A 20,248-nucleotide genomic window follows, 5' to 3' on the forward strand; every position below is an offset into this window, starting at 1 on the left:
TCAGGTGCTGCTCTCCCGCGTTACCGACAGCGGCAAGCTGCGCAATATCGCCATCGCGCAGGGGTTTACCGATTTCGTTCGTCTGCTCAGCCACTATGACGCGATTATTCAGGTAGGCGGTTCGTTCTTTGTGGACCTGTACGGTGCGCCGCAGTTTGAGCATGCGCTCTGTACGTTCATGGCCAAAAAACCGCTGTACATGATGGGTCACAGCGTCGGCCCGTTCCAGGAGCCGCAGTTTAACCAGCTCGCGAACTACGTTTTCGGCCAGTGCGATGCGCTGATCCTGCGTGAATCCGTCAGCCTGAACCTGATGCAGCGCAGCGATATCACCACCGCCAACGTTGAGCAGGGGGTCGATACCGCCTGGCTGGTCGATCATCACGAACACGATTTCACCGCCAGCTATGCGGTGGAGTACTGGCTGAACAAAATCGGCCAGCAAAAAACCGTGGCCGTTACCCTGCGTGAACTGGCGCCGTTTGATAAACGTCTTGGCACCACCCAGCAGGCGTACGAAGAAGCCTTTGCCGGGGTGGTGAACCGTATTATTGAATCTGGCTATCAGGTGATTGCGCTCTCAACCTGCACCGGGATCGACAGCTACAACAAAGACGACCGCATGGTGGCCCTGAACCTGCAAAAGCATATCAGCGACCCCTCCCGCTACCACGTGGTGATGGACGAACTGAATGACCTCGAAATGGGCAAAATCCTCGGCGCCTGTGATTTGACCGTCGGCACCCGTCTGCATTCGGCGATCATCTCAATGAACTTCGACACCCCGGCGATTGCTGTCAACTACGAACACAAGTCCGCCGGGATCATGCAGCAGCTCGGGATGCCGGAAATGGCTATCGACATCCGTCATCTGCTCGACGGCAGTCTCGGGGCGAGGGTGGCCGACACCCTCGGCCAGTTGCCCGCGATTAATGAACGCCTGCGCGTGGCGGTGAAGGCCGAGCGCCAGACCGGTATGCAAATGGTCAAATCCGTGCTGGACCGCATCGGGGAGGGAAAATGAAGGTTGGTTTCTTCCTGTTAAAATTCCCGTTGTCGTCAGAGACCTTTGTTTTAAATCAGATTGTGGCGTTTATTGAGATGGGCTATGAGGTGGAGATTGTCGCGCTACTGAAGGGCGACATGACCCACACCCATGAGGCGTATACCCGCTACGGCCTGGCGCAGAAAACCCGCTGGTTGCAGGATGAACCCGCGGGCAAACTGACCAAACTGCGCTATCGTGCGTTCAATACCCTGAAAGGGTTGCATCGGGGTGCGACCTGGCGGGCACTGAACGCCCGCCGTTACGGCCATGAAGCGCGCAATTTAATCCTCTCCTCTATTGCGGCGCAAAACACCACGCCCATTTGCGCCGATGTGTTTATCGCCCACTTTGGCCCGGCGGGCGTGACCGCCGCCAAGTTGCGCGAGCTGGGCGTTCTGCGCGGTAAAATTGCCACCGTCTTCCACGGGATCGACATCTCCAGCCGGGAGGTCCTCAGCCATTACACCCCGGAGTATCAGCAGCTGTTTCGTCGCGGCGATTTAATGCTGCCGATCAGTGACCTGTGGGCGGGGCGTCTGAAGACGATGGGCTGCCCGGCGGACAAAATCGTGGTGTCGCGGATGGGCGTCAACATGGAGCGCTTTGCGCTACGCCCGGTAAAAGCCCCGGATGAGACGCTGCACATTATCTCCGTCGCGCGCTTAACCGAGAAAAAAGGACTGCACGTGGCGATAGAGGCCTGCCGTCAGCTGAAAGAGCGCGGGGTGCGTTTTCACTATCGCATTCTGGGCATTGGCCCTTGGGAGCGCCGCCTGCGTACGCTTATCGAGCAGTATCAGCTTGAGGACGTGATAGAGATGCCCGGGTTTGCGCCCAGCCATCAGGTGAAAGCGATGCTCGATGAGGCTGACGTGTTTCTGCTGCCGTCCATCACCGGGGCTGATGGCGATATGGAAGGCATTCCTGTCGCGCTGATGGAAGCGATGGCGGTGGGCATTCCGGTGGTGTCCACGGTGCACAGCGGCATTCCGGAGCTTATCGATGCCGGTGAGTCCGGATGGCTGGTGCCGGAGAACGACGCGGCATCGCTGGCCGACAGACTCAACGCGCTGGGGGCGTTTGACCAGCAGGCACTGCACCCGGTAGTGACCAAAGCGCGGGCCAAAGTCGAAGCTGAGTTCAACCAGCAGGTGATTAACCGCGAGTTAGCCAGCCTGCTGCAGACGCTGTAAAAAAAGAGGACGCATGACCGATAAAAAAATCACGCTATCACGACGCGCCTTCCTTGGGGCCAGCTCTGCGCTGGCCGCTCTGCCGCTCATTAACACGCCTGCCGCCCGGGCGCTGGGGCGTAAAGATCCGGTCGATATCCGCCAGCACAATCCCGGCAACGACTGGATCCGTGCTTTCAACGATGCGTTTAAAGACGCCGACGTGGTTGAAGTGCCATCGGGCGTGGTCTGTGAAAATATCAACACCGGGATCATCATTCCGCCGGGCAAAACCCTGCAGATAGCCGGTGCCCTGAAGGGCAACGGGCGCGGGCGCTTTGCGTTGCAGGATGGCTGTAAAATCATCGGCAAAAACGGCAGTCTGAACAATATCTGCCTCGATGTGCGCGGCTCAGACTGTGTGATTCAGGGCGTGACGCTGAGTGGTTACGGCCCGGTCGCACAGATATATATTGGCGGAAAAAATAAGCGCAACATGCGTAATCTGCTGATCGACAACATCACCGTCACCAGGGCCAACTACGGCATTCTGCGTCAGGGCTTTCATAACCAGTTTGACGGGGTGAAGATTACTCACAGTCGTTTCACCCATTTGCAGGGAGATGCCATCGAATGGAACGTGGCGATCAACGATAAAAATATCCTGATCTCAGACCACGTTATCGACAACATCAACTGCACCAACGGCAAAATCAACTGGGGGATCGGCATTGGCCTGGCGGGCAGTACCTACGACAATGGCTACCCGGAAGAGCAGGCGGTCAAGAATTTTGTGGTGGCCAATATCACCGGTAGCAACTGTCGGCAGCTGGTTCACGTCGAGAACGGCAAACACTTTATTATTCGTAATATCAACGCGCGTAATATTACCCCGGAGTTCAGTAAGAAGGCGGGCATTGATAACGCCACCGTAGCCATTTACGGCTGTGATAATTTCATTATTGATAATGTCGATATGGTCAATAGCGCCGGGATGCTGATTGGCTATGGCGTTATCAAGGGCAAATACCTCTCGATCCCGCAAAACTTCAGGCTCAATGATGTGACGATGGATAACACCACGCTGCCGTACAAGCTGCGTGGGATCCAGATATCTTCCGGCAACGCGCAGTCGTTTGTGGCGATAACCAACCTCAACCTGAAACGTGCCTCGCTTGAGATGCACAACAAGCCGCAGCATCTGTTTATGCGCAACATCAGCGTGATGCAGGATGCCGACCGCGGCCCGGCACTGTCGATGAACTTCGACCTGCGCAAAGACGTGCGCGGTAAGTTCATGGCAAAAGAGGACACGCTGCTCTCACTGGCCAACATCAGGGCGGTGAACGAGAAGGGCGTACGTTCGGTCGACATCGACCGGGTTGATCAGCAGGTCGTCAACGCCAGCGGGTTAAATTTCAGGCTGCCGGGTAAATAAAATACGACGATTCCTGGGATATTGTCGCAACTATCGGATTAACACCGAAGTTTTATCAAAACTTGCCAGGTATCATCAAAAAAACATGCTGGATAAAACGTTCTGACTGGCTATAATTCTCCAACCATTCACAGGTGGACATGATAATGATTAATTTGAAAGCAGTTATTCCGGTAGCTGGCCTCGGGATGCACATGCTTCCTGCCACCAAGGCTATTCCTAAAGAAATGCTGCCGATCGTTGACAAACCGATGATCCAATACATCGTCGACGAAATTGTTGCTGCAGGGATCAAAGAAATCGTCCTGGTCACCCACGCATCCAAAAATGCGGTGGAAAACCACTTCGACACCTCGTATGAACTTGAGTCACTGCTCGAGCAGCGCGTAAAGCGTCAGCTGCTGGCTGAAGTGCAGGCCATTTGCCCGCCGGGCGTGACCATTATGAACGTGCGCCAGGCACAACCGCTGGGTCTGGGCCACTCAATTCTTTGCGCCCGTCCGATTGTCGGCGATAACCCGTTTGTGGTTGTCCTGCCAGACATCGTGCTGGACAACGCCACCGCTGACCCAATGCGCTACAACCTCGCCGCGATGGTTGCCCGTTTCAACGAAACCGGCCGCAGCCAGGTGCTGGCGAAGCATATGGAAGGCGACCTGCGTGAGTACTCGGTCATCAAGACTAAAGAGCCGCTGGAAGTCGAAGGTAAAATCAGCCGTATCGTTGATTTCATCGAAAAACCGGACCAGCCGCAGACTCTCGATTCCGATCTGATGGCCGTGGGTCGCTATGTTCTGTCTGCCGATATCTGGGCTGAACTGGAAAAAACCGAGCCGGGCGCATGGGGTCGTGTGCAGCTGACCGATGCTATCGCCCAGCTGGCGGAAAAACAGTCCGTCGATGCGGTGCTGATGACCGGCGACAGCTTCGACTGCGGCAAGAAAATGGGCTACATGCAGGCTTTCGTTAAGTACGGGCTGCGCAACCTGAAAGAGGGTGCGAAGTTCAGAGAGAGCATTAAGAAGCTGCTGGTGGATTAATCCATCCGTTAGTTTGAATGTTCGTGTAAACGGCAGGGGAGGTTATGATGCGATTAACGCGCACTCATAGCATCACTGCCGTTTTTTCGTTTAAAATCAATGACTAAATATAGTAGGGTGTTGCGCAATTTTCTATTGCCTCTAGGGGATTTCCCCTTGTTTTGAGCCGTAATTCAGACCACAATAATGGATTCGATTGATGGACGTAATGGGTGCTGTTTACCCATTCATGTAACGACATACTGATATTTTTTGCAGTGCACTGGTAGCTGTTGAGCCAGGGGCGGTAGCGTGTCCGCACATTTCCTGTAATTGCATTTGCTGTGAAATAAAACGTCCTTTCTTACTCAAATATATATTAAGAGCGAAATATAAACGTGAAAATTCTGGTTACCGGTGGTGCGGGATTTATTGGTTCTGCAGTTGTCAGACATATTATTAATAATACCCAGGATGCTGTCGTCAATGTTGATAAACTGACTTACGCTGGCAATCTTGAGTCTCTGGCAGAAATTGAAGGCGATGTTCGCTACGCATTTGAGCATGCGGATGTTTGTGATAGTGAAGCAATGGCGCGTATTTTCGCTGAACATAAACCCGATGCTGTCATGCATTTGGCAGCGGAAAGCCATGTTGATCGCTCCATCACAGGTCCCGCTGCCTTTATTGAGACAAACATCGTCGGAACCTATGTACTGCTGGAAGCTGCTCGCAAATATTGGTCAGCCTTAGATGAGACCAAAAAAGCGGCATTCCGTTTTCATCACATCTCAACCGATGAGGTCTACGGCGATCTCCCTCATCCTGATGAAGTTGAGAAGGGGGCTGAATTGCCTCTCTTCACCGAAACAACCGCCTACGCGCCGAGTAGCCCTTACTCTGCATCCAAAGCATCCAGCGATCATCTGGTTCGTGCATGGCTACGCACCTACGGTATGCCAACGATTGTCACCAACTGCTCAAATAACTACGGACCGTTCCACTTCCCGGAAAAATTGATCCCACTAGTGATTCTGAATGCGCTGGATGGCAAACCTCTCCCTATTTACGGCAAGGGTGATCAGATCCGTGACTGGTTGTATGTGGAAGACCACGCTCGCGCGCTGTATACAGTAGTAACCCAAGGTAAACAGGGTGAAACGTATAATATCGGTGGCCATAACGAGAAGAAAAACCTCGATGTCGTACATACTATTTGCGATCTGCTGGATGAGATTGTACCGAAAGAGACCTCTTATCGTGAGCAAATAACCTATGTTACCGATCGTCCGGGTCACGATCGTCGTTATGCGATTGATGCGGACAAAATCAGCCGTGAGTTAGGATGGAAGCCTGAAGAAACTTTCGAAAGCGGGATCCGCAAGACGGTTGAATGGTATCTCGCTAATACAACATGGGTTGAGAATGTGAAAAGCGGGGCTTATAAATCCTGGATCGCGCAGAATTATGAGGGCCGCGAATAATGAATATTCTACTGTTTGGAAAAACAGGGCAGGTGGGCTGGGAACTTCAACGATCCCTTGCCCCATTAGGTCATCTGATCGCCGTTGATGTCCACTCCACGGAATACTGTGGTGATTTTAGCAATCCAGAAGGGGTGGCTGAAACCGTTCGCCGTATTAAACCTGATGTCATCGTCAATGCTGCAGCGCACACTGCGGTAGATAAGGCCGAATCAGAACCTGAGTTTGCGCAACTGCTGAACGCGACGAGTGTTGAGTCCATCGCAAAAGAAGCCGAAAAAATAGGCGCATGGGTGGTGCACTATTCTACTGATTATGTTTTTCCGGGTAACGGAGAAACGCCGTGGGTTGAAACGGATGAGACTGCACCACTTAACGTTTATGGTGAAACTAAGCTCGCCGGTGAGAAAGCGCTTCAGGACAACTGCACAAAGCATCTGATTTTCCGCACCAGTTGGGTATATGCCGGCAAAGGGAATAACTTTGCAAAAACGATGCTGCGGCTCGCGAAAGAGCGTAAAGAGTTGTCGGTTATCAACGATCAGGTTGGCGCACCTACGGGAGCTGAGCTATTGGCAGATTGTACTGCTCATGCCATTCGTGTCGCGATGAATAGACCTGAAGTTGCAGGGCTTTATCATCTGGTCGCTTCGGGGACAACAACCTGGTATGACTACGCTGCGCTGGTATTTGAAGAAGCGCGTATTGCGGGCGTTGAATTGGCTTTGGAACAACTCAAGCCGGTTAACACAGATGCATACCCGACTCCAGCCCGTCGACCAAATAACTCCCGGCTGGATACACAGAAATTCCAGCAAAACTTCGAGCTGATTTTACCCTCATGGGAAATGGGCGTTAAACGTATGCTCGCTGAGCTATTTACTACTCAAACAGTTTGATAACTCATAAATGCCCGAATACGGGCATTTAGTATTTATAGAGAAAAAAGATGACTACGCGTAAAGGTATTATTCTGGCTGGCGGTTCAGGCACTCGGCTATATCCCGTAACAATGGCAGTAAGTAAGCAGTTACTGCCTATTTATGATAAGCCGATGATTTATTACCCACTGTCCACACTGATGCTAGCGGGTATCAAAGATATTCTGATCATTAGTACCCCGCAGGATACTCCGCGCTTTGAGCAATTACTGGGTGATGGGAGTCAGTGGGGACTCAATCTGCAATATAAAGTACAGCCAAGTCCGGATGGTCTCGCCCAGGCTTTCATTATTGGTGAAGAATTCATCGGAAATGATGATTGTGCATTGGTATTAGGTGATAACATTTTTTACGGGCATGACTTGCCGAAGTTAATGGATGCGGCGGTAGAAAAAGAGTCTGGCGCAACGGTATTTGCCTATCACGTAAATGACCCAGAACGTTACGGCGTAGTGGAGTTTGATAAAAACGGCACCGCCATTAGTCTTGAGGAAAAACCGCTGGAGCCGAAAAGTAATTATGCGGTAACCGGCCTTTACTTCTATGACAACAGCGTCGTTGAAATGGCAAAAAATCTTAAACCGTCTGCTCGTGGCGAACTTGAGATTACGGATATCAACCGTATTTACATGGAACAGGGACGCCTTTCAGTGGCCATGATGGGACGTGGATATGCCTGGCTTGATACGGGCACGCATCAGAGTTTGATTGAAGCAAGCAACTTTATTGCAACTATTGAAGAACGTCAGGGACTTAAAGTTGCATGTCCAGAAGAGATTGCATACCGGAAAGGTTTTATTGATGCAGAACAAGTAAAAGTTCTGGCAAAACCGCTGCAGAAAAACGCATATGGACAGTACTTACTTAAAATGATTAAAGGTTATTGATAGATGAATATTATCAAAACAGATATTCCTGATGTCATGATTATCGAGCCTAAAGTTTTTGGTGATGATCGTGGTTTTTTCTTTGAAAGCTATAGCCAGAAAATATTTGAAGAGGCAGTAGGGCGCAAAGTTGAATTTGTACAAGATAACCACTCGAAGTCGGCTAAGGGCGTTCTTCGTGGACTGCACTATCAACTTGAACCCCATGCGCAGGGCAAATTAGTGCGTTGCGTTGTTGGTGAAGTGTTCGATGTTGCCGTTGATATTCGTAAGTCATCACCAACTTTTGGTAAATGGGTCGGAGTCAATCTTTCAGCGGAGAATAAGCGCCAGTTGTGGATCCCAGAAGGGTTTGCGCATGGATTCCTTGTTTTAAGTGAGACAGCTGAATTCGTGTATAAAACTACCAATTATTATCATCCAGAGAGCGATCGAGGGATAATTTGGAATGATCCTGATATCGGTATTGAATGGCCGGAAATAGGAGAGAAAATCCTTTCTGCTAAAGATAGTGTGCAATTGAAGTTTTCTGACGCGGCAGTGTTTGGTTAAATATCAGATTATAGCAGGGCATAAATACACAATCTCATTATTCAAGTGCAGATATGGTCAATTTAGAAGAAAGTAAAAATAGACTTGTTATCTACAGTGTTATTACTGGTGGATATGACAAAGTATTACCCGTTGAAAATATAGATAGTGATTGTGATTACTATATTGTAAGTAATGAGCATATCGTGTTACCTGAACCATGGAAGTTGCTTACGCCCTCAACTGATGGTTTAGACAATAAAAATTTCAATAGATATTATAAAATCAATCCTCACATTTTATTTCCAAATCATCAACATTCTTTATACATTGATGGGAATATATTATTATGCGGTGACATCTATAATTGGAGTAAGGCACAACTTTCAAATAATGATTTCGCAATTTTTAATCATCCTGAAAGGGACAATATATTTGATGAAGGTAAAATTTGTTCATTCATAGGTACTGATTATTTTTGGGTGATTAATAGGCAGTTAAAAAAATACAAAGCTGAAGGCTTTAATTATAGAGAATTATTCGAAGCAAATATTTTGCTACGATCGCATAATAAGGCCGATGTTATGCGACTCATGGAAATGTGGTGGTCCGAGTATAGTAGTGAGTTTAGTGCTAAAAGAGATCAACTTGCGCTGCCATATGTCATATGGAAAATGAATTATAAAATTAACAACATGGGCTCAAGTGATGCGCGGTTTGATCAAGAGTATTTCAAATACATGAGTCATGCAAATAATAGACATGCTACTTTGAGTACAAAACTAAAGAAAATTATTAACAGAACTATAGGATCCTTGTTCAATGTCTAATGCTGTTGGTAAGCTGGATATTGTTTTAGCTACGTACAACGGAGCGAAATATTTATCTGAGCAACTTAATTCAATTTTGATGATGGATTGCTTTGATGAATTGGTGAATTCTATTATTGTTTGTGATGATAATTCATCTGATAACACTCTAGATATCATCAAGGAAATCATCCCCATTAATAAACTTGTTCTAATTAAAAATGAACAAGGCAAACCATACGGTCCAGCAAAAAATTTCGAGAGAGGGATAGCTTTAAGTACCAGTGAGTATATTATGTTGTCTGACCAAGATGATGTTTGGGGAAAAAATAAATTAGTTCGTTACCTGGAGGTTGCGGGAAAATGCGATAGTGGCATTCCACTGATCGTGTTTAGCGATCTTGAAATAGTCGACGCTAATTTAAATACTATTGATAAATCCTTCTTAAATTATCAATCGATAAACTCAGATTGGATAAATAAACTTGATCATCTTCTTATTCAGAATTTAGCACCTGGTTGTACAATGTTATTTAATAAGAAGTTAATAGAAAAAAGCCTGCCATTTCCTGATGATTGTTTGATGCATGATTGGTGGCTAATGCTGGTTTGTAAACTTTATGGAAATATCAGGTTTATAGAGAAAGAAACTTTCATTAAATACAGGCAACATGGAAATAATCAAGTTGGTGCAAAAAGAAATAGCTTTTTAGTAGTATTTGCTAAGTTTAAAAAGTCATTTGAGATTGCCAAAGTTAACTATCATCGAACTGTGAAGCAAATGTTAGATTTTAAGCGACGGTTTAATGACGATATACCAGAAGAGAATATCAAATTTATTAATGCTCTTGCTTTGTATCTGTCTCCTGATATTTCTAGTGCACAAAGATTATATGCAGCACTTACAGTTAAATTAAGGAAAAGCTCTTTTCTCAAAACACTAGGGACTTATTTTGTTATTTTTAAGGGTTTGGGTAGATAATGTTCATTTCAATAGTGTCTCACGGGCATAGTGATTTAATTAATAGAATCGGCACGATAAAAGCTTTATCTAGTGAGTTTACAATTATTGTAACTGACAATGTTGGGCAAACATCGTTAAAAAACTTTTGTTTAGATAACGGTGTTCATTATATAGAAAATAAATCCCGAAAAGGCTTTGGCGAAAATAATAATCAAAATTATCAATATGCCGTCGCGCACCTACAGATGAAACCCGATGACTATTTCTTGGTGCTAAACCCTGATGTTTCTATTACAGCTCAAGCGTTGAGAAGTGTGCAGGGTGAGATGGTTTCTAAATCGGCGCGAATTGCAACTATTAATTTAGTCAAAGAAAAGGGAGAGTATGATGCAAATATTCGTAATTTTCCTAAAATCAAAGATTTTATTACTTCTTATCTTTATAAAAAAAATGATACGATCATTGACAAGGATCTGATAGATAGTAGTTGTTACGTTGATTGGGCATCAGGTTCGTTTTTATTATTTCAAAGTTCGTTGTATAAGGAAATTAACGGGTTTGATGAACGATACTTCATGTACTGTGAAGATCTTGATATTTGCCGACGCGCATACACATTAACAAATGAAAGAGTGCTTTATATTCCAACGGTTAAAGCTCTTCATTTAGCTGCACACAATAACCGAAAGTTATTTTCCAAGCATTTTTTATGGCATGTTAAAAGTGTTTTAAGATATTGCGTTACCTCAAACTATTGATAATGGAAGAGAATTATGACTTACTGGGCGGTGCTTACGTATTTATATCTAAGCACATTGTTAAAAAATAAATTATTTAGTGCTATATCTCTACTTGTTCTATTTTTAATGGCTGCTTTCATCGCCCCGGACGTTAGTCATGATTTTCAAAATTATTACAATGGATATTATTTATCAAACGCTGAGTATTTTCCTGAGCCTATTTCGCGAATAATATTTAATGGCGCAAATAGGTCAGGCATGTCAATATCGGTTAGCTTTGTAATTTTTGCATTTCTTTCGATAATTATAAAATTTAAAGCCATTAAAAAATTAGCACTACCAGTAGGGCTATTTTTAATAATTTACTTCGGCAAGCTTTTTTTGCTTTTGGACCTTACGCAAGTCCGTGCAGCGGTCGCTATATCCTTGTGCTTATTGGCTTTCGAAGCTTATATTCATGAAAAAAAAATTACAACTTTCATGTATATAATGCTTGCTTTTCTTTTTCATCTCAGTTCAATTATGTTCATGGTTATCTATTTTGTTAATAATAGAAAGCCTAATGTGTTATTTTGGTTCATGGCCTTGCTCATAGGCTTAGCGTTATCATTTATTGATATAAAAGGCTATCTATTTACATTGATGGCTCTTCTTCATGCTCCTGCAAACTATTTAACCTATGTGAATGGAACATCAGATTTGGTTGTGAATCCATTCAATACACTCGCTTGCATTAATGTAATTATCTTTTTGATTTTTTGCTATTTACGTAGCGTATTCATTGACGCGAAAATGAATGTGGCGTTTAAACTGTATGGAATCTCAATTGTTTCATTTTATATGTTCATAGATTTTCCGGTACTCAGCTTTAGAATAAGTGAGTTCTTTTTAGTATATCAGGTGGTTCTTTTGTCTAATCTGATTGGCTTTATTACGGAAAGGCAGCGGTGGATATATATCACATTGATGTTTTTATTTTCATGTGTCCAATTGTATATAACATATAATAATGCGGGGATCATCGAATCCTATAGTATGAGTATAGCGTAATTTTTTCTTCCACATTAATGTGAGATTGTTTTGAAAATTATGTACTACACAACGTTGTACTTGATGAGTTAACATCTTCACCACATTTCAAGCCACGCACACCTCGCGTGGTGACCACACCTGACAGGAGTATGTAATGTCCAAGCAACAGATCGGCGTCGTCGGTATGGCAGTGATGGGGCGCAACCTGGCGCTCAACATCGAAAGCCGTGGTTATACCGTCTCCATCTTCAACCGCTCCCGTGAAAAGACAGAAGAAGTGATTGCCGAGAATCCAGGCAAGAAACTGGCTCCTTTCTACACGGTGCAGGAATTCGTCGAGTCTCTGGAAACACCACGCCGTATCCTGTTAATGGTGAAGGCGGGCGAGGGCACGGACAAAGCCATCGAATCTCTGAAGCCTTACCTGGATAAAGGCGACATCATCATCGAAGGGGGTAACTCCTACTTCCCGGACACCGTGCGTCGTAACCGCGAACTGTCTGCTGAAGGTTTCAACTTCATCGGCACCGGTGTTTCTGGTGGTGAAGAGGGCGCCCTGAAAGGCCCATCTATTATGCCTGGCGGCCAGAAAGAAGCGTACGAGCTGGTTGCACCGATCCTGACTAAAATCGCTGCTGTTGCCGAAGACGGTGAGCCGTGCGTGACCTATATCGGTCCTGATGGCGCAGGTCATTACGTGAAGATGGTGCACAACGGGATCGAGTACGGCGACATGCAGCTGATCGCAGAAGCCTATTCCCTGTTGAAAGGTGGCCTGAAGCTTTCTAACGAAGAGTTGGCGCAGGTCTTCACCGAGTGGAACAACGGCGAGCTGAACAGCTACCTGATTGACATCACCAAAGACATCTTCACCAAAAAAGATGAAGAAGGGACTTACCTGGTCGATGTGATTCTGGATGAAGCGGCTAACAAAGGTACCGGCAAGTGGACCAGCCAGAGTTCTCTGGACCTCGGCGAACCGCTGTCACTGATCACCGAATCTGTGTTCGCACGTTATATCTCTTCTCTGAAAGAGCAGCGAGTTGCCGCGTCTAAAGTGCTGAGCGGCCCGCAGGCTAAACCGGCGGGTGATAAAGCAGAATTCGTTGAGAAAGTGCGTCGTGCTCTGTATCTGGGCAAAATCGTTTCTTACGCGCAGGGCTTCTCTCAACTGCGTGCAGCGTCAAACGAGTACAACTGGGATCTGAACTACGGTGAAATCGCGAAGATTTTCCGTGCGGGTTGTATTATTCGTGCCCAGTTCCTGCAGAAAATCACCGATGCTTATGCTGAAAACGCTGACATCGCGAACCTGCTGCTGGCCCCGTACTTTAAGAAAATCGCTGACGATTATCAGCAGGCGCTGCGTGACGTTGTGGCATATGCCGTGCAGAACGGTATTCCTGTCCCGACGTTCTCTGCGGCCATCGCTTACTACGACAGCTATCGTGCAGAAGTGCTGCCAGCGAACCTGATTCAGGCGCAGCGTGACTACTTCGGGGCGCATACTTACAAGCGTACCGATAAAGACGGTGTGTTCCACACCGAGTGGATGGATTAATCTTAAATAATCTAATGCCGCATCAAGGCCCGGAGCATGTCTCCGGGTTTTTTTGTCCAAAATGCGCTCGGGTATTCGAAGTAGTCTGAATGTCACCTCAACATTGCGGGAATTCAGGGGCTGCGCCTTGACAGTGCCTTCACGCAAGAGGTTAAATCCCAGCAGCTATTGATTATCGTGGTGGCCCGGGTGCCATCTCTACCCGTTAACTGAATAAAGTTGCGTTCTAATGAAAATTACAATTTCCGGTACAGGTTACGTTGGCCTTTCAAACGGCATTCTGATTGCTCAAAACCACGAAGTGGTGGCGCTGGATATCGTGCAGGCCAAAGTGGACATGCTCAATCAGAAAAAATCGCCGATTGTCGATAAAGAGATTGAAGAGTATTTAGCGACTAAAACGCTCAACTTTCGCGCCACGACGGACAAGCAGGATGCCTATCGCGATGCCGAGTATGTGATTATCGCGACGCCAACCGATTACGACCCAAAAACCAACTATTTCAACACGTCAAGCGTAGAAGCGGTGATCCGCGATGTGGTGGCGATCAACCCGAAAGCGGTGATGATCATCAAGTCGACCATTCCGGTGGGTTTCACCCAGTCTATTAAAGACGAGTTGGGCATCGATAACGTGATTTTCTCGCCGGAATTCCTGCGTGAAGGCCGGGCTCTGTACGATAACCTGCATCCATCACGTATTGTTATCGGCGAGCGCTCCGCGCGCGCAGAGCGTTTTGCCGCGCTGTTGCAGGAAGGGGCAATTAAGAAAGAGATCCCGACTCTGTTCACTGACTCCACCGAAGCCGAAGCCATCAAGCTGTTTGCCAACACCTATCTGGCGATGCGCGTTGCCTATTTCAACGAACTGGATAGCTACGCAGAAAGCTTAGGCCTGGACAGCCGTCAGATAATCGAAGGCGTTTGCCTCGACCCGCGTATCGGCAACCACTATAACAACCCGTCGTTTGGCTATGGTGGTTACTGCCTGCCAAAAGACACCAAGCAGCTGCTGGCTAACTACGAGTCGGTGCCGAATAACATTATTTCGGCTATCGTCGATGCCAACCGTACGCGTAAAGATTTTGTTGCAGACTCCATTCTGTCGCGTAAACCAAAAGTGGTTGGCGTTTATCGTCTGATCATGAAGAGTGGCTCTGACAACTTCCGTGCATCATCTATCCAGGGGATCATGAAGCGCATCAAAGCCAAAGGCGTGCAGGTCATTATTTATGAGCCGGTGATGCAGGAAGATGAGTTCTTCCATTCTCGCGTGGTGCGTGACCTCAAGGCGTTCAAGCAGGAAGCCGATGTGATTATCTCCAACCGCATGGCGAAAGAGCTGGAAGATGTGGCGGATAAAGTTTATACCCGTGACCTTTTTGGAAGCGATTGATGTTAATGAGCCCCTGTAAAACAGGGGCCTATTTACACCTTTTAGTAGTTACTCATTCACAATCTGAAAAATATCAAGGGTGCTGGTGATGTTCATCATTTCGATGATATTTAATCGTATATTAAGTTTTATAATGACCATTGCTCTAAAACGAAAAAAAGGTCTAAAACTTGGTACTAATGTTAGAATAAAGAAAGTTCCTATGATAAATTTATCGGAAGGTGCGAAGATTTATATTGGGGATAACTGCACGTTAAATTCGGATAATAGTGGGTATCATGTTAATATGTTTGCGAAAGTGAAGTTGCTAGCCGACCGACCAAACGCATGTATAAAAATAGGTGATCACACTCGTATCCATGGGGCATGTATACATGCATATAAACATGTTGAAATCGGGAAGCGATGTTTAATTGCAGCCAACTGTCAAATTATTGATAGTAATGGTCATGAAATTTCTTTTGATAATGTTAAAAATCGAATCAATACTAGTAGCAAGGGCGATGCTATTATTATTGGCGATGATGTGTGGATCGGAACAGGTTGTATTATCTTACCGGGTGTTTCAATCGGTAATGGAACAATAATCGCGGCAGGTAGTGTTGTGACAAAAAACATACCTGATATGGTCATCGCAGGCGGAAACCCAGCTAAAGTTATCAGAAGTGCGAAAGAATTAAATCAGTAGTACTCAATGTGAACATCATCCGTTTTAAATAATTGTAAATGCAATTTGGATGTTAGGCCATTAAAAATTATTCGTGATTAAACTAATGAAAAAATATTTGAAATATATTACTCCTGAATTTCTCTTGCTGTGTTATCGGTTTAGAGTGCTACATGGTTTTTTTCCAAGATTAATTAGACCTAAAACATTTAGCGAAAAAATTGCGCTTCGTATGCGGAGACCAAAATTATTTTATTCACTCTTATCTGATAAAGTGGCCGTTCGGGACTATGTTAGCCGGCATGTTGGCGAGGAGTATTTGATACCAGTTTTTTGGGAAGGTAAAGTTTTAACAGAAGATGTATGGAATAACCTTCCAGACTCTTTCGTCCTGAAAGCAAATCACGCAAGCGGGACCAATCTAATAGTAAGGTCAAAAAAAGATTATTCATATGATGATGTAGTACAACTAACACAGAAGTGGCTTGCTATGGATTTTAGTAAAGTCAACCTTGAAAAGCATTATAAATATATTGACAGGAAGTTATTGGCAGAGGAATTACTAACTACCAAAAGTGGTCAAATACCCTATGATTATAAAGTTCATTGTTTTAACACACGTGAAGGCACACGTTTTTATATCCAAGTTGATTACGATCGCTTTGTAAATGATGGTGATGCGCATACTAGAGATTTCTTTGATGAAGAATGGAATTTCGTTCCATTTACTCTAGATTTTAATAATTCTGATGTTCGTGCAGAAAAACCTGAATGTCTGAATGAAATGCTGATGCTTTCAAAGAAACTATGTAGTGACTTGGCTTATTCACGTATAGATTGGTATATTGTTGATGATAGGCCTTTGTTTGGAGAAATAACACTTACGCATGGTTGTTCTGGAGAGACCTTTAATCCATACTCCTATGATGAATTATGGGGGACTCTTTGGGATGAAAGCTATGAACACGATAATGATTCGTTCAGTAGGAATAAGAGATGTTGAGGTTATTTAATAGGGAGTTTTTGAGTAACTTCATCGGGCTCTCCTCTATTAATGTTTTAGGTATGTTAATACCTATTGTAACTATGCCTTATCTTTCCCGTGTTCTTGGTGCTGAAGGGTATGGAATAGTATTGTTATTCTCGACATTATCTATTTCTATGATGATTATCATTGATTATAGCACTAACATTACTGGCGTACGTGAATGTGCTTTGAATACCAAGAACTCAAATCAGCTAACCTCGGTATACATAAAATATCAAGGGATAAGGCTGCTATTAACTTTTTTATTTATTCCACTATCAATTATTTATTGTTACTATTTTTTTGCTAATTTTGATTTTTTGTTTTATCTTGAGTTATTGTCAGTTTCTGCAATTGGCTACTACCTGTCGGCCCCTTGGTTTCATCAGGGTACATCGACGTTGGCGTTCTTTTCATTTATCACTATTTCAACACGTTTAATTCAACTTTTATTATTATTTGTTTTTGTTCGAGATGCTGATTCTATTCATTCCGCAATGCGCCTTAATGCTTATGCATTTATGGCGACAGGCATCATTCTTGCCATTTTCCGGTATTACAGAATGAATGTTAAATCATTAAAATCATATCGGTTCTCTCTACAAAATTTCAAAGAAGGGTTTGATGCGTTTATTGGTGAGTTTTCACCGAATCTTTATAGTAATATCCCTCCCTTAGTTATTGGAGCGATGGTAAGCCCGGTAGTTTTTGCTTGTTATTCTATAGCTCTGAGAATAACTAACATTGCTGGGAGTTTTCAGTCGATTGCTGCTAAATCTGTTTACCCTATGGTGGTAAAAGGTTCATCTTCACTGAAGGCTTTGTTTGCCATTAATTTGTTATTTGCACTCGTTCCATTTTTATTGATATTGACTTTTGGTCATGAGGTTGTAAATTTATTTTTAGGTGAGGGTTACGAAGAAGCTTATTGGTATTTGTTATTATGCTCACCGGGAATAATATTGTACTCTTTTTTGTGTTCATTCTCGTATGGGTATTTTTTGCCGAAGAAGATGGATTCTATCTTTAAAAAAATATCATTAATTTCATCAGTCATACCTGCATTGATTGGTTATCCTTTAATGCATTTTTATGGCGCCACTGGTGCGATACTGATGCTACTGCTAGCAAGAACTCTCTTCGCATTGTTATATTTTTATTATTATTTAAAACTAAAATAAATATTAGTTGTTATTAAATGCAAGGGGTTGCCGTTAGATGGTATAAGGGAGAGTATATTACCCACCCTCATACCATCACTATTATACCTTATAGAAATTCCTGTACCAGTCCACGAAGTTTTTCACCCCGTCTTTCACCGTGGTTTCGGGTTTGAAGCCGGTTACTTCCTGCAACGGTTGGGTATCGGCGCTGGTTTCCAGCACGTCGCCCGGCTGTACCGGCATCATATTCTTCGTAGCTTCGATGCCTAACGCCTCTTCCAGGGCGGTAATGTAATCCATCAATTCAACAGGGGAGCTGTTGCCGATGTTGTACACGCGATACGGGGCAGAGCTGCTGGCCGGGGAACCGGTTTCAACCGTCCAGTTGGCGTCAGGCTGCGGAATAACATCCTGCAGACGAATGATGGCTTCCGCGATGTCGTCGATGTAGGTGAAATCGCGCTTCATCTTGCCGTAGTTGTAGACGTCGATACTCTTGCCTTCAATCATGGCTTTGGTGAACTTGAACAGCGCCATGTCCGGGCGACCCCATGGGCCATAGACGGTGAAGAAACGCAGGCCGGTGGTGGGTAAACCATACAAATGCGCATAGGTGTGCGACATCAGCTCATTGGCTTTTTTGGTGGCGGCGTAGAGCGACACAGGATGATCCACAGAATCATCGGTCGAGAACGGCATCTTACGGTTCAGACCGTAAACCGAACTCGACGACGCATACAGCAGATGCTGAACCTTATTATGGCGACAGCCTTCGAGCACGTTCAGATGACCGATCAGGTTGGCGTCAGCGTAAGCGTGTGGATTTTCCAGCGAGTAACGCACCCCGGCCTGGGCGGCGAGATGGATAACCCGGTCAAATTTCGCATCGGCGAACAGGGCAGCCATTGCCTCACGATCGGCCAAATCCATTTTATGGAAACTGAAACCTGGCTTTTGTAGCAGGTCGAGCCGGGCCTGTTTCAGGTTCACGTCATAGTAGTCGTTGAGATTATCAATCCCCACCACCTGATGGCCTGCCTGCAGCAGACGCTCACTAACATGGAAGCCGATAAAGCCGGCTGCGCCGGTAACCAGATATTTCATCACTATTCCTCACAATCTGACCAGAAAATCGCCACATGCGTCTGGTGCAACCGAAAGTAAAATCATACCGTTAGCGGGTGCAAAAAGATAATCGTTATCTACAATTAGCGTAGCCCGTTTTTTCGGTACATTAGCGGGCCTTTGAGCATAATTCTTATAGTAATTCTGATACACGTAAGTACACTATTCCGCCTTGTGGGCTTTTCATAAATTTCGCAGTTAAGGTTTGTATGACGCAGGATAACAATAAAAGTTTTTACGCTCGCAGCAACGAGCCGGAACAGATTGATCTCATCGATCTGGTGATGCAAATCTGGCGCGGGAAGGTCACCATCATGGTGTGCGTGGTTGTCGCTATTCTGCTCGCGGTGGGTTACCTCATGGTTGCCAAAGAGAAATGGACCTCGACGGCGCTCATCACCCAGCCAGATTCAGGACAGGTTTCAAGCTATTACAACGCGATGAACATTCTCTATGGCAGTAACTCGCCGTCAGTGGGTGCGATTCAGCAGGATTTGATTACGCGCTTTAACTCTACGTTTTCCGCCCTCTCTGAGTCGTTAGACAATCAGGAGCAGCCGGAAAAACTGGATATTGAAGCCGCGGTAAAAGGCCAGAGTCTGCCTTTGCGCGTATCGTATGTGGCCCATACGGCGGAAGAAGCGCAGAAGACGCTGGCACAGTATATCCAGCAGGTTGACGACAGCGTGGCCAAGGCCGTTGAAGGTGATTTAAAAGATAACATCACCTCTCGTAAGAACGATATTGAGCAATCGTTGACCACGCAGGAAAAAGTGGTTACCGAGCAGAAGGCATTACGTATTGCGCAAATTAGCCAGGCATTGACCATTGCTGAGCAATCTAAAATTAAGTTGCCGTTAATCCAGCAGGTTGACCAGGTCTCTCAAGACACCATGTTCATGCTCGGCAGCGATGCGCTGAGTGCCATGGTTAAAAATGAAGCCACACGGCCGCTGGAGTTCCCTGCCAGTTACTATCAGACGCGTCAGACATTGCTGGACGTGAATAATCTGATGTCCGGGGGTAAAGACGATCGGCCAAAAATACCAGCTATTCACGCCTACCGTTACGTGATGAAACCAACGCTGCCGTTCCGCCGTGACAGCCCGAAACGCGCCATTATTCTGGTTCTGTCCGTGCTGCTGGGCGGTATGGTTGGAGCAGGTGTCGTCTTAGGCCGCAATGCGCTGCGTAACTATCAGCCAAAAGCCTAACCGTTTATTTAGGCATTAAAAAACCGGGCA

At 45.6% G+C, this 20,248-nt stretch carries 19 protein-coding genes; 18 read left to right on the plus strand and 1 reads right to left on the minus strand.

The annotated features are described in order from the left end of the window. The 17 genes from wcaK to ACG0Z5_RS17720 form a co-directional block, all read left to right on the plus strand. Positions 1-1,024 (plus strand): colanic acid biosynthesis pyruvyl transferase WcaK (gene wcaK / locus ACG0Z5_RS17640; RefSeq protein WP_394449773.1); only part of this gene is annotated, 1,024 nt, incomplete at its 5' end. Continuing rightward, positions 1,021-2,241, plus strand: a complete 1,221-nt coding sequence (gene wcaL, locus ACG0Z5_RS17645) for a colanic acid biosynthesis glycosyltransferase WcaL (protein WP_394449775.1) — start codon at positions 1,021-1,023, stop codon at positions 2,239-2,241. The genes wcaK and wcaL, both read left to right, overlap by 4 nt. A 13-nt stretch (positions 2,242-2,254) precedes the next feature. Beyond that, positions 2,255-3,658 (plus strand): colanic acid biosynthesis protein WcaM, encoded by a 1,404-nt coding sequence (gene wcaM / locus ACG0Z5_RS17650; protein WP_394449777.1) that lies wholly within the window; start codon positions 2,255-2,257, stop codon positions 3,656-3,658. 146 nt (positions 3,659-3,804) lie between these two features. Continuing rightward, positions 3,805-4,698, plus strand: a complete 894-nt coding sequence (gene galF, locus ACG0Z5_RS17655; protein ID WP_319629314.1) for a UTP--glucose-1-phosphate uridylyltransferase GalF — start codon at positions 3,805-3,807, stop codon at positions 4,696-4,698. 377 nt (positions 4,699-5,075) lie between these two features. Further along, the gene (gene rfbB, locus ACG0Z5_RS17660; RefSeq protein ID WP_394449779.1) at positions 5,076-6,161 is read left to right on the plus strand and encodes a dTDP-glucose 4,6-dehydratase; all 1,086 of its coding nucleotides are present in this window, start codon (positions 5,076-5,078) and stop codon (positions 6,159-6,161) included. Further along, positions 6,161-7,060, plus strand: coding sequence for a dTDP-4-dehydrorhamnose reductase (rfbD, locus tag ACG0Z5_RS17665; RefSeq protein WP_394449781.1), 900 nt, complete (start codon positions 6,161-6,163; stop codon positions 7,058-7,060). Before rfbB ends, rfbD begins: the two co-directional genes overlap by 1 nt. Positions 7,061-7,110: 50 nt before the next feature. Further along, complete coding sequence (rfbA, locus tag ACG0Z5_RS17670) at positions 7,111-7,989, plus strand: glucose-1-phosphate thymidylyltransferase RfbA (protein ID WP_394449783.1); 879 nt, start codon at positions 7,111-7,113, stop codon at positions 7,987-7,989. A 3-nt stretch (positions 7,990-7,992) separates the two neighbouring features. Continuing rightward, positions 7,993-8,541 (plus strand): dTDP-4-dehydrorhamnose 3,5-epimerase, encoded by a 549-nt coding sequence (gene rfbC, locus ACG0Z5_RS17675; RefSeq protein WP_394449785.1) that lies wholly within the window; start codon positions 7,993-7,995, stop codon positions 8,539-8,541. Between the two features lie 53 nt (positions 8,542-8,594). Then, on the plus strand, positions 8,595-9,350 hold the full coding sequence (locus tag ACG0Z5_RS17680; RefSeq protein WP_394449787.1) for a glycosyltransferase domain-containing protein: 756 nt from the start codon (positions 8,595-8,597) through the stop codon (positions 9,348-9,350). Continuing rightward, on the plus strand, positions 9,343-10,311 hold the full coding sequence (locus ACG0Z5_RS17685; protein WP_394449789.1) for a glycosyltransferase family 2 protein: 969 nt from the start codon (positions 9,343-9,345) through the stop codon (positions 10,309-10,311). The genes ACG0Z5_RS17680 and ACG0Z5_RS17685 overlap by 8 nt, the downstream gene beginning before the upstream one ends. Beyond that, positions 10,311-11,051 carry a glycosyltransferase family 2 protein gene (locus ACG0Z5_RS17690; RefSeq protein ID WP_394449791.1) on the plus strand — a complete coding sequence of 247 codons (741 nt, stop codon included), beginning with the start codon at positions 10,311-10,313 and terminating at the stop codon, positions 11,049-11,051. The genes ACG0Z5_RS17685 and ACG0Z5_RS17690 overlap by 1 nt, the downstream gene beginning before the upstream one ends. 15 nt (positions 11,052-11,066) lie before the next feature. Continuing rightward, a complete protein-coding gene (locus ACG0Z5_RS17695; RefSeq protein ID WP_394449793.1) occupies positions 11,067-12,083 on the plus strand; it encodes an EpsG family protein in 1,017 nt (338 codons plus the stop codon). A gap of 136 nt (positions 12,084-12,219) precedes the next feature. Beyond that, the gene (gene gndA, locus ACG0Z5_RS17700; RefSeq protein ID WP_394449795.1) at positions 12,220-13,626 is read left to right on the plus strand and encodes an NADP-dependent phosphogluconate dehydrogenase; all 1,407 of its coding nucleotides are present in this window, start codon (positions 12,220-12,222) and stop codon (positions 13,624-13,626) included. A 229-nt stretch (positions 13,627-13,855) separates the two neighbouring features. Continuing rightward, a complete protein-coding gene (gene ugd / locus ACG0Z5_RS17705) occupies positions 13,856-15,022 on the plus strand; it encodes a UDP-glucose 6-dehydrogenase (protein ID WP_394449797.1) in 1,167 nt (388 codons plus the stop codon). Between the two features lie 88 nt (positions 15,023-15,110). After that, positions 15,111-15,710 carry an acyltransferase gene (locus ACG0Z5_RS17710; RefSeq protein ID WP_394449799.1) on the plus strand — a complete coding sequence of 200 codons (600 nt, stop codon included), beginning with the start codon at positions 15,111-15,113 and terminating at the stop codon, positions 15,708-15,710. An 85-nt stretch (positions 15,711-15,795) separates the two neighbouring features. Continuing rightward, a complete protein-coding gene (locus tag ACG0Z5_RS17715; protein WP_394449801.1) occupies positions 15,796-16,692 on the plus strand; it encodes an ATP-grasp fold amidoligase family protein in 897 nt (298 codons plus the stop codon). Next, entirely contained in the window at positions 16,686-17,897 is a 1,212-nt protein-coding gene (locus tag ACG0Z5_RS17720) for an oligosaccharide flippase family protein (protein WP_394449803.1), read from the plus strand. Before ACG0Z5_RS17715 ends, ACG0Z5_RS17720 begins: the two co-directional genes overlap by 7 nt. Positions 17,898-17,978: 81 nt before the next feature. Here ACG0Z5_RS17720 and ACG0Z5_RS17725 read toward each other — a convergent pair whose 3' ends face one another. Continuing rightward, complete coding sequence (locus tag ACG0Z5_RS17725; RefSeq protein ID WP_394449805.1) at positions 17,979-18,983, minus strand: NAD-dependent epimerase; 1,005 nt, start codon at positions 18,981-18,983, stop codon at positions 17,979-17,981. A 230-nt stretch (positions 18,984-19,213) separates the two neighbouring features. On the opposite strand from ACG0Z5_RS17725, the gene wzzB reads away from it, so the two are divergent. After that, on the plus strand, positions 19,214-20,218 hold the full coding sequence (wzzB, locus tag ACG0Z5_RS17730) for an LPS O-antigen chain length determinant protein WzzB (protein ID WP_394449807.1): 1,005 nt from the start codon (positions 19,214-19,216) through the stop codon (positions 20,216-20,218). The last annotated feature ends 30 nt before the right edge of the window (positions 20,219-20,248 follow it).

The organism is Scandinavium sp. M-37, assembly GCF_043558715.1.
Classification (GTDB): Bacteria; Pseudomonadota; Gammaproteobacteria; order Enterobacterales; family Enterobacteriaceae; genus Scandinavium; species Scandinavium vulneris_A.

Bases quoted from the DNA above. Each gene is read 5' to 3' on its own strand.
- rfbA (WP_394449783.1), top strand. From the start codon at position 7,111: ATGACTACGCGTAAAGGTATTATTCTGGCTGGCGGTTCAGGCACTCGG.
- ACG0Z5_RS17690 (WP_394449791.1), top strand. From the start codon at position 10,311: ATGTTCATTTCAATAGTGTCTCACGGGCATAGTGATTTAATTAATAGA.
- ACG0Z5_RS17710 (WP_394449799.1), top strand. From the start codon at position 15,111: ATGTTCATCATTTCGATGATATTTAATCGTATATTAAGTTTTATAATG.
- ugd (WP_394449797.1), top strand. From the start codon at position 13,856: ATGAAAATTACAATTTCCGGTACAGGTTACGTTGGCCTTTCAAACGGC.
- wcaM (WP_394449777.1), top strand. From the start codon at position 2,255: ATGACCGATAAAAAAATCACGCTATCACGACGCGCCTTCCTTGGGGCC.
- wzzB (WP_394449807.1), top strand. From the start codon at position 19,214: ATGACGCAGGATAACAATAAAAGTTTTTACGCTCGCAGCAACGAGCCG.
- galF (WP_319629314.1), top strand. From the start codon at position 3,805: ATGATTAATTTGAAAGCAGTTATTCCGGTAGCTGGCCTCGGGATGCAC.
- ACG0Z5_RS17680 (WP_394449787.1), top strand. From the start codon at position 8,595: ATGGTCAATTTAGAAGAAAGTAAAAATAGACTTGTTATCTACAGTGTT.
- gndA (WP_394449795.1), top strand. From the start codon at position 12,220: ATGTCCAAGCAACAGATCGGCGTCGTCGGTATGGCAGTGATGGGGCGC.
- wcaL (WP_394449775.1), top strand. From the start codon at position 1,021: ATGAAGGTTGGTTTCTTCCTGTTAAAATTCCCGTTGTCGTCAGAGACC.
- ACG0Z5_RS17685 (WP_394449789.1), top strand. From the start codon at position 9,343: ATGTCTAATGCTGTTGGTAAGCTGGATATTGTTTTAGCTACGTACAAC.
- rfbC (WP_394449785.1), top strand. From the start codon at position 7,993: ATGAATATTATCAAAACAGATATTCCTGATGTCATGATTATCGAGCCT.
- ACG0Z5_RS17695 (WP_394449793.1), top strand. From the start codon at position 11,067: ATGACTTACTGGGCGGTGCTTACGTATTTATATCTAAGCACATTGTTA.
- ACG0Z5_RS17725 (WP_394449805.1), bottom strand. From the start codon at position 18,983: ATGAAATATCTGGTTACCGGCGCAGCCGGCTTTATCGGCTTCCATGTT.
- ACG0Z5_RS17720 (WP_394449803.1), top strand. From the start codon at position 16,686: ATGTTGAGGTTATTTAATAGGGAGTTTTTGAGTAACTTCATCGGGCTC.
- rfbD (WP_394449781.1), top strand. From the start codon at position 6,161: ATGAATATTCTACTGTTTGGAAAAACAGGGCAGGTGGGCTGGGAACTT.
- ACG0Z5_RS17715 (WP_394449801.1), top strand. From the start codon at position 15,796: ATGAAAAAATATTTGAAATATATTACTCCTGAATTTCTCTTGCTGTGT.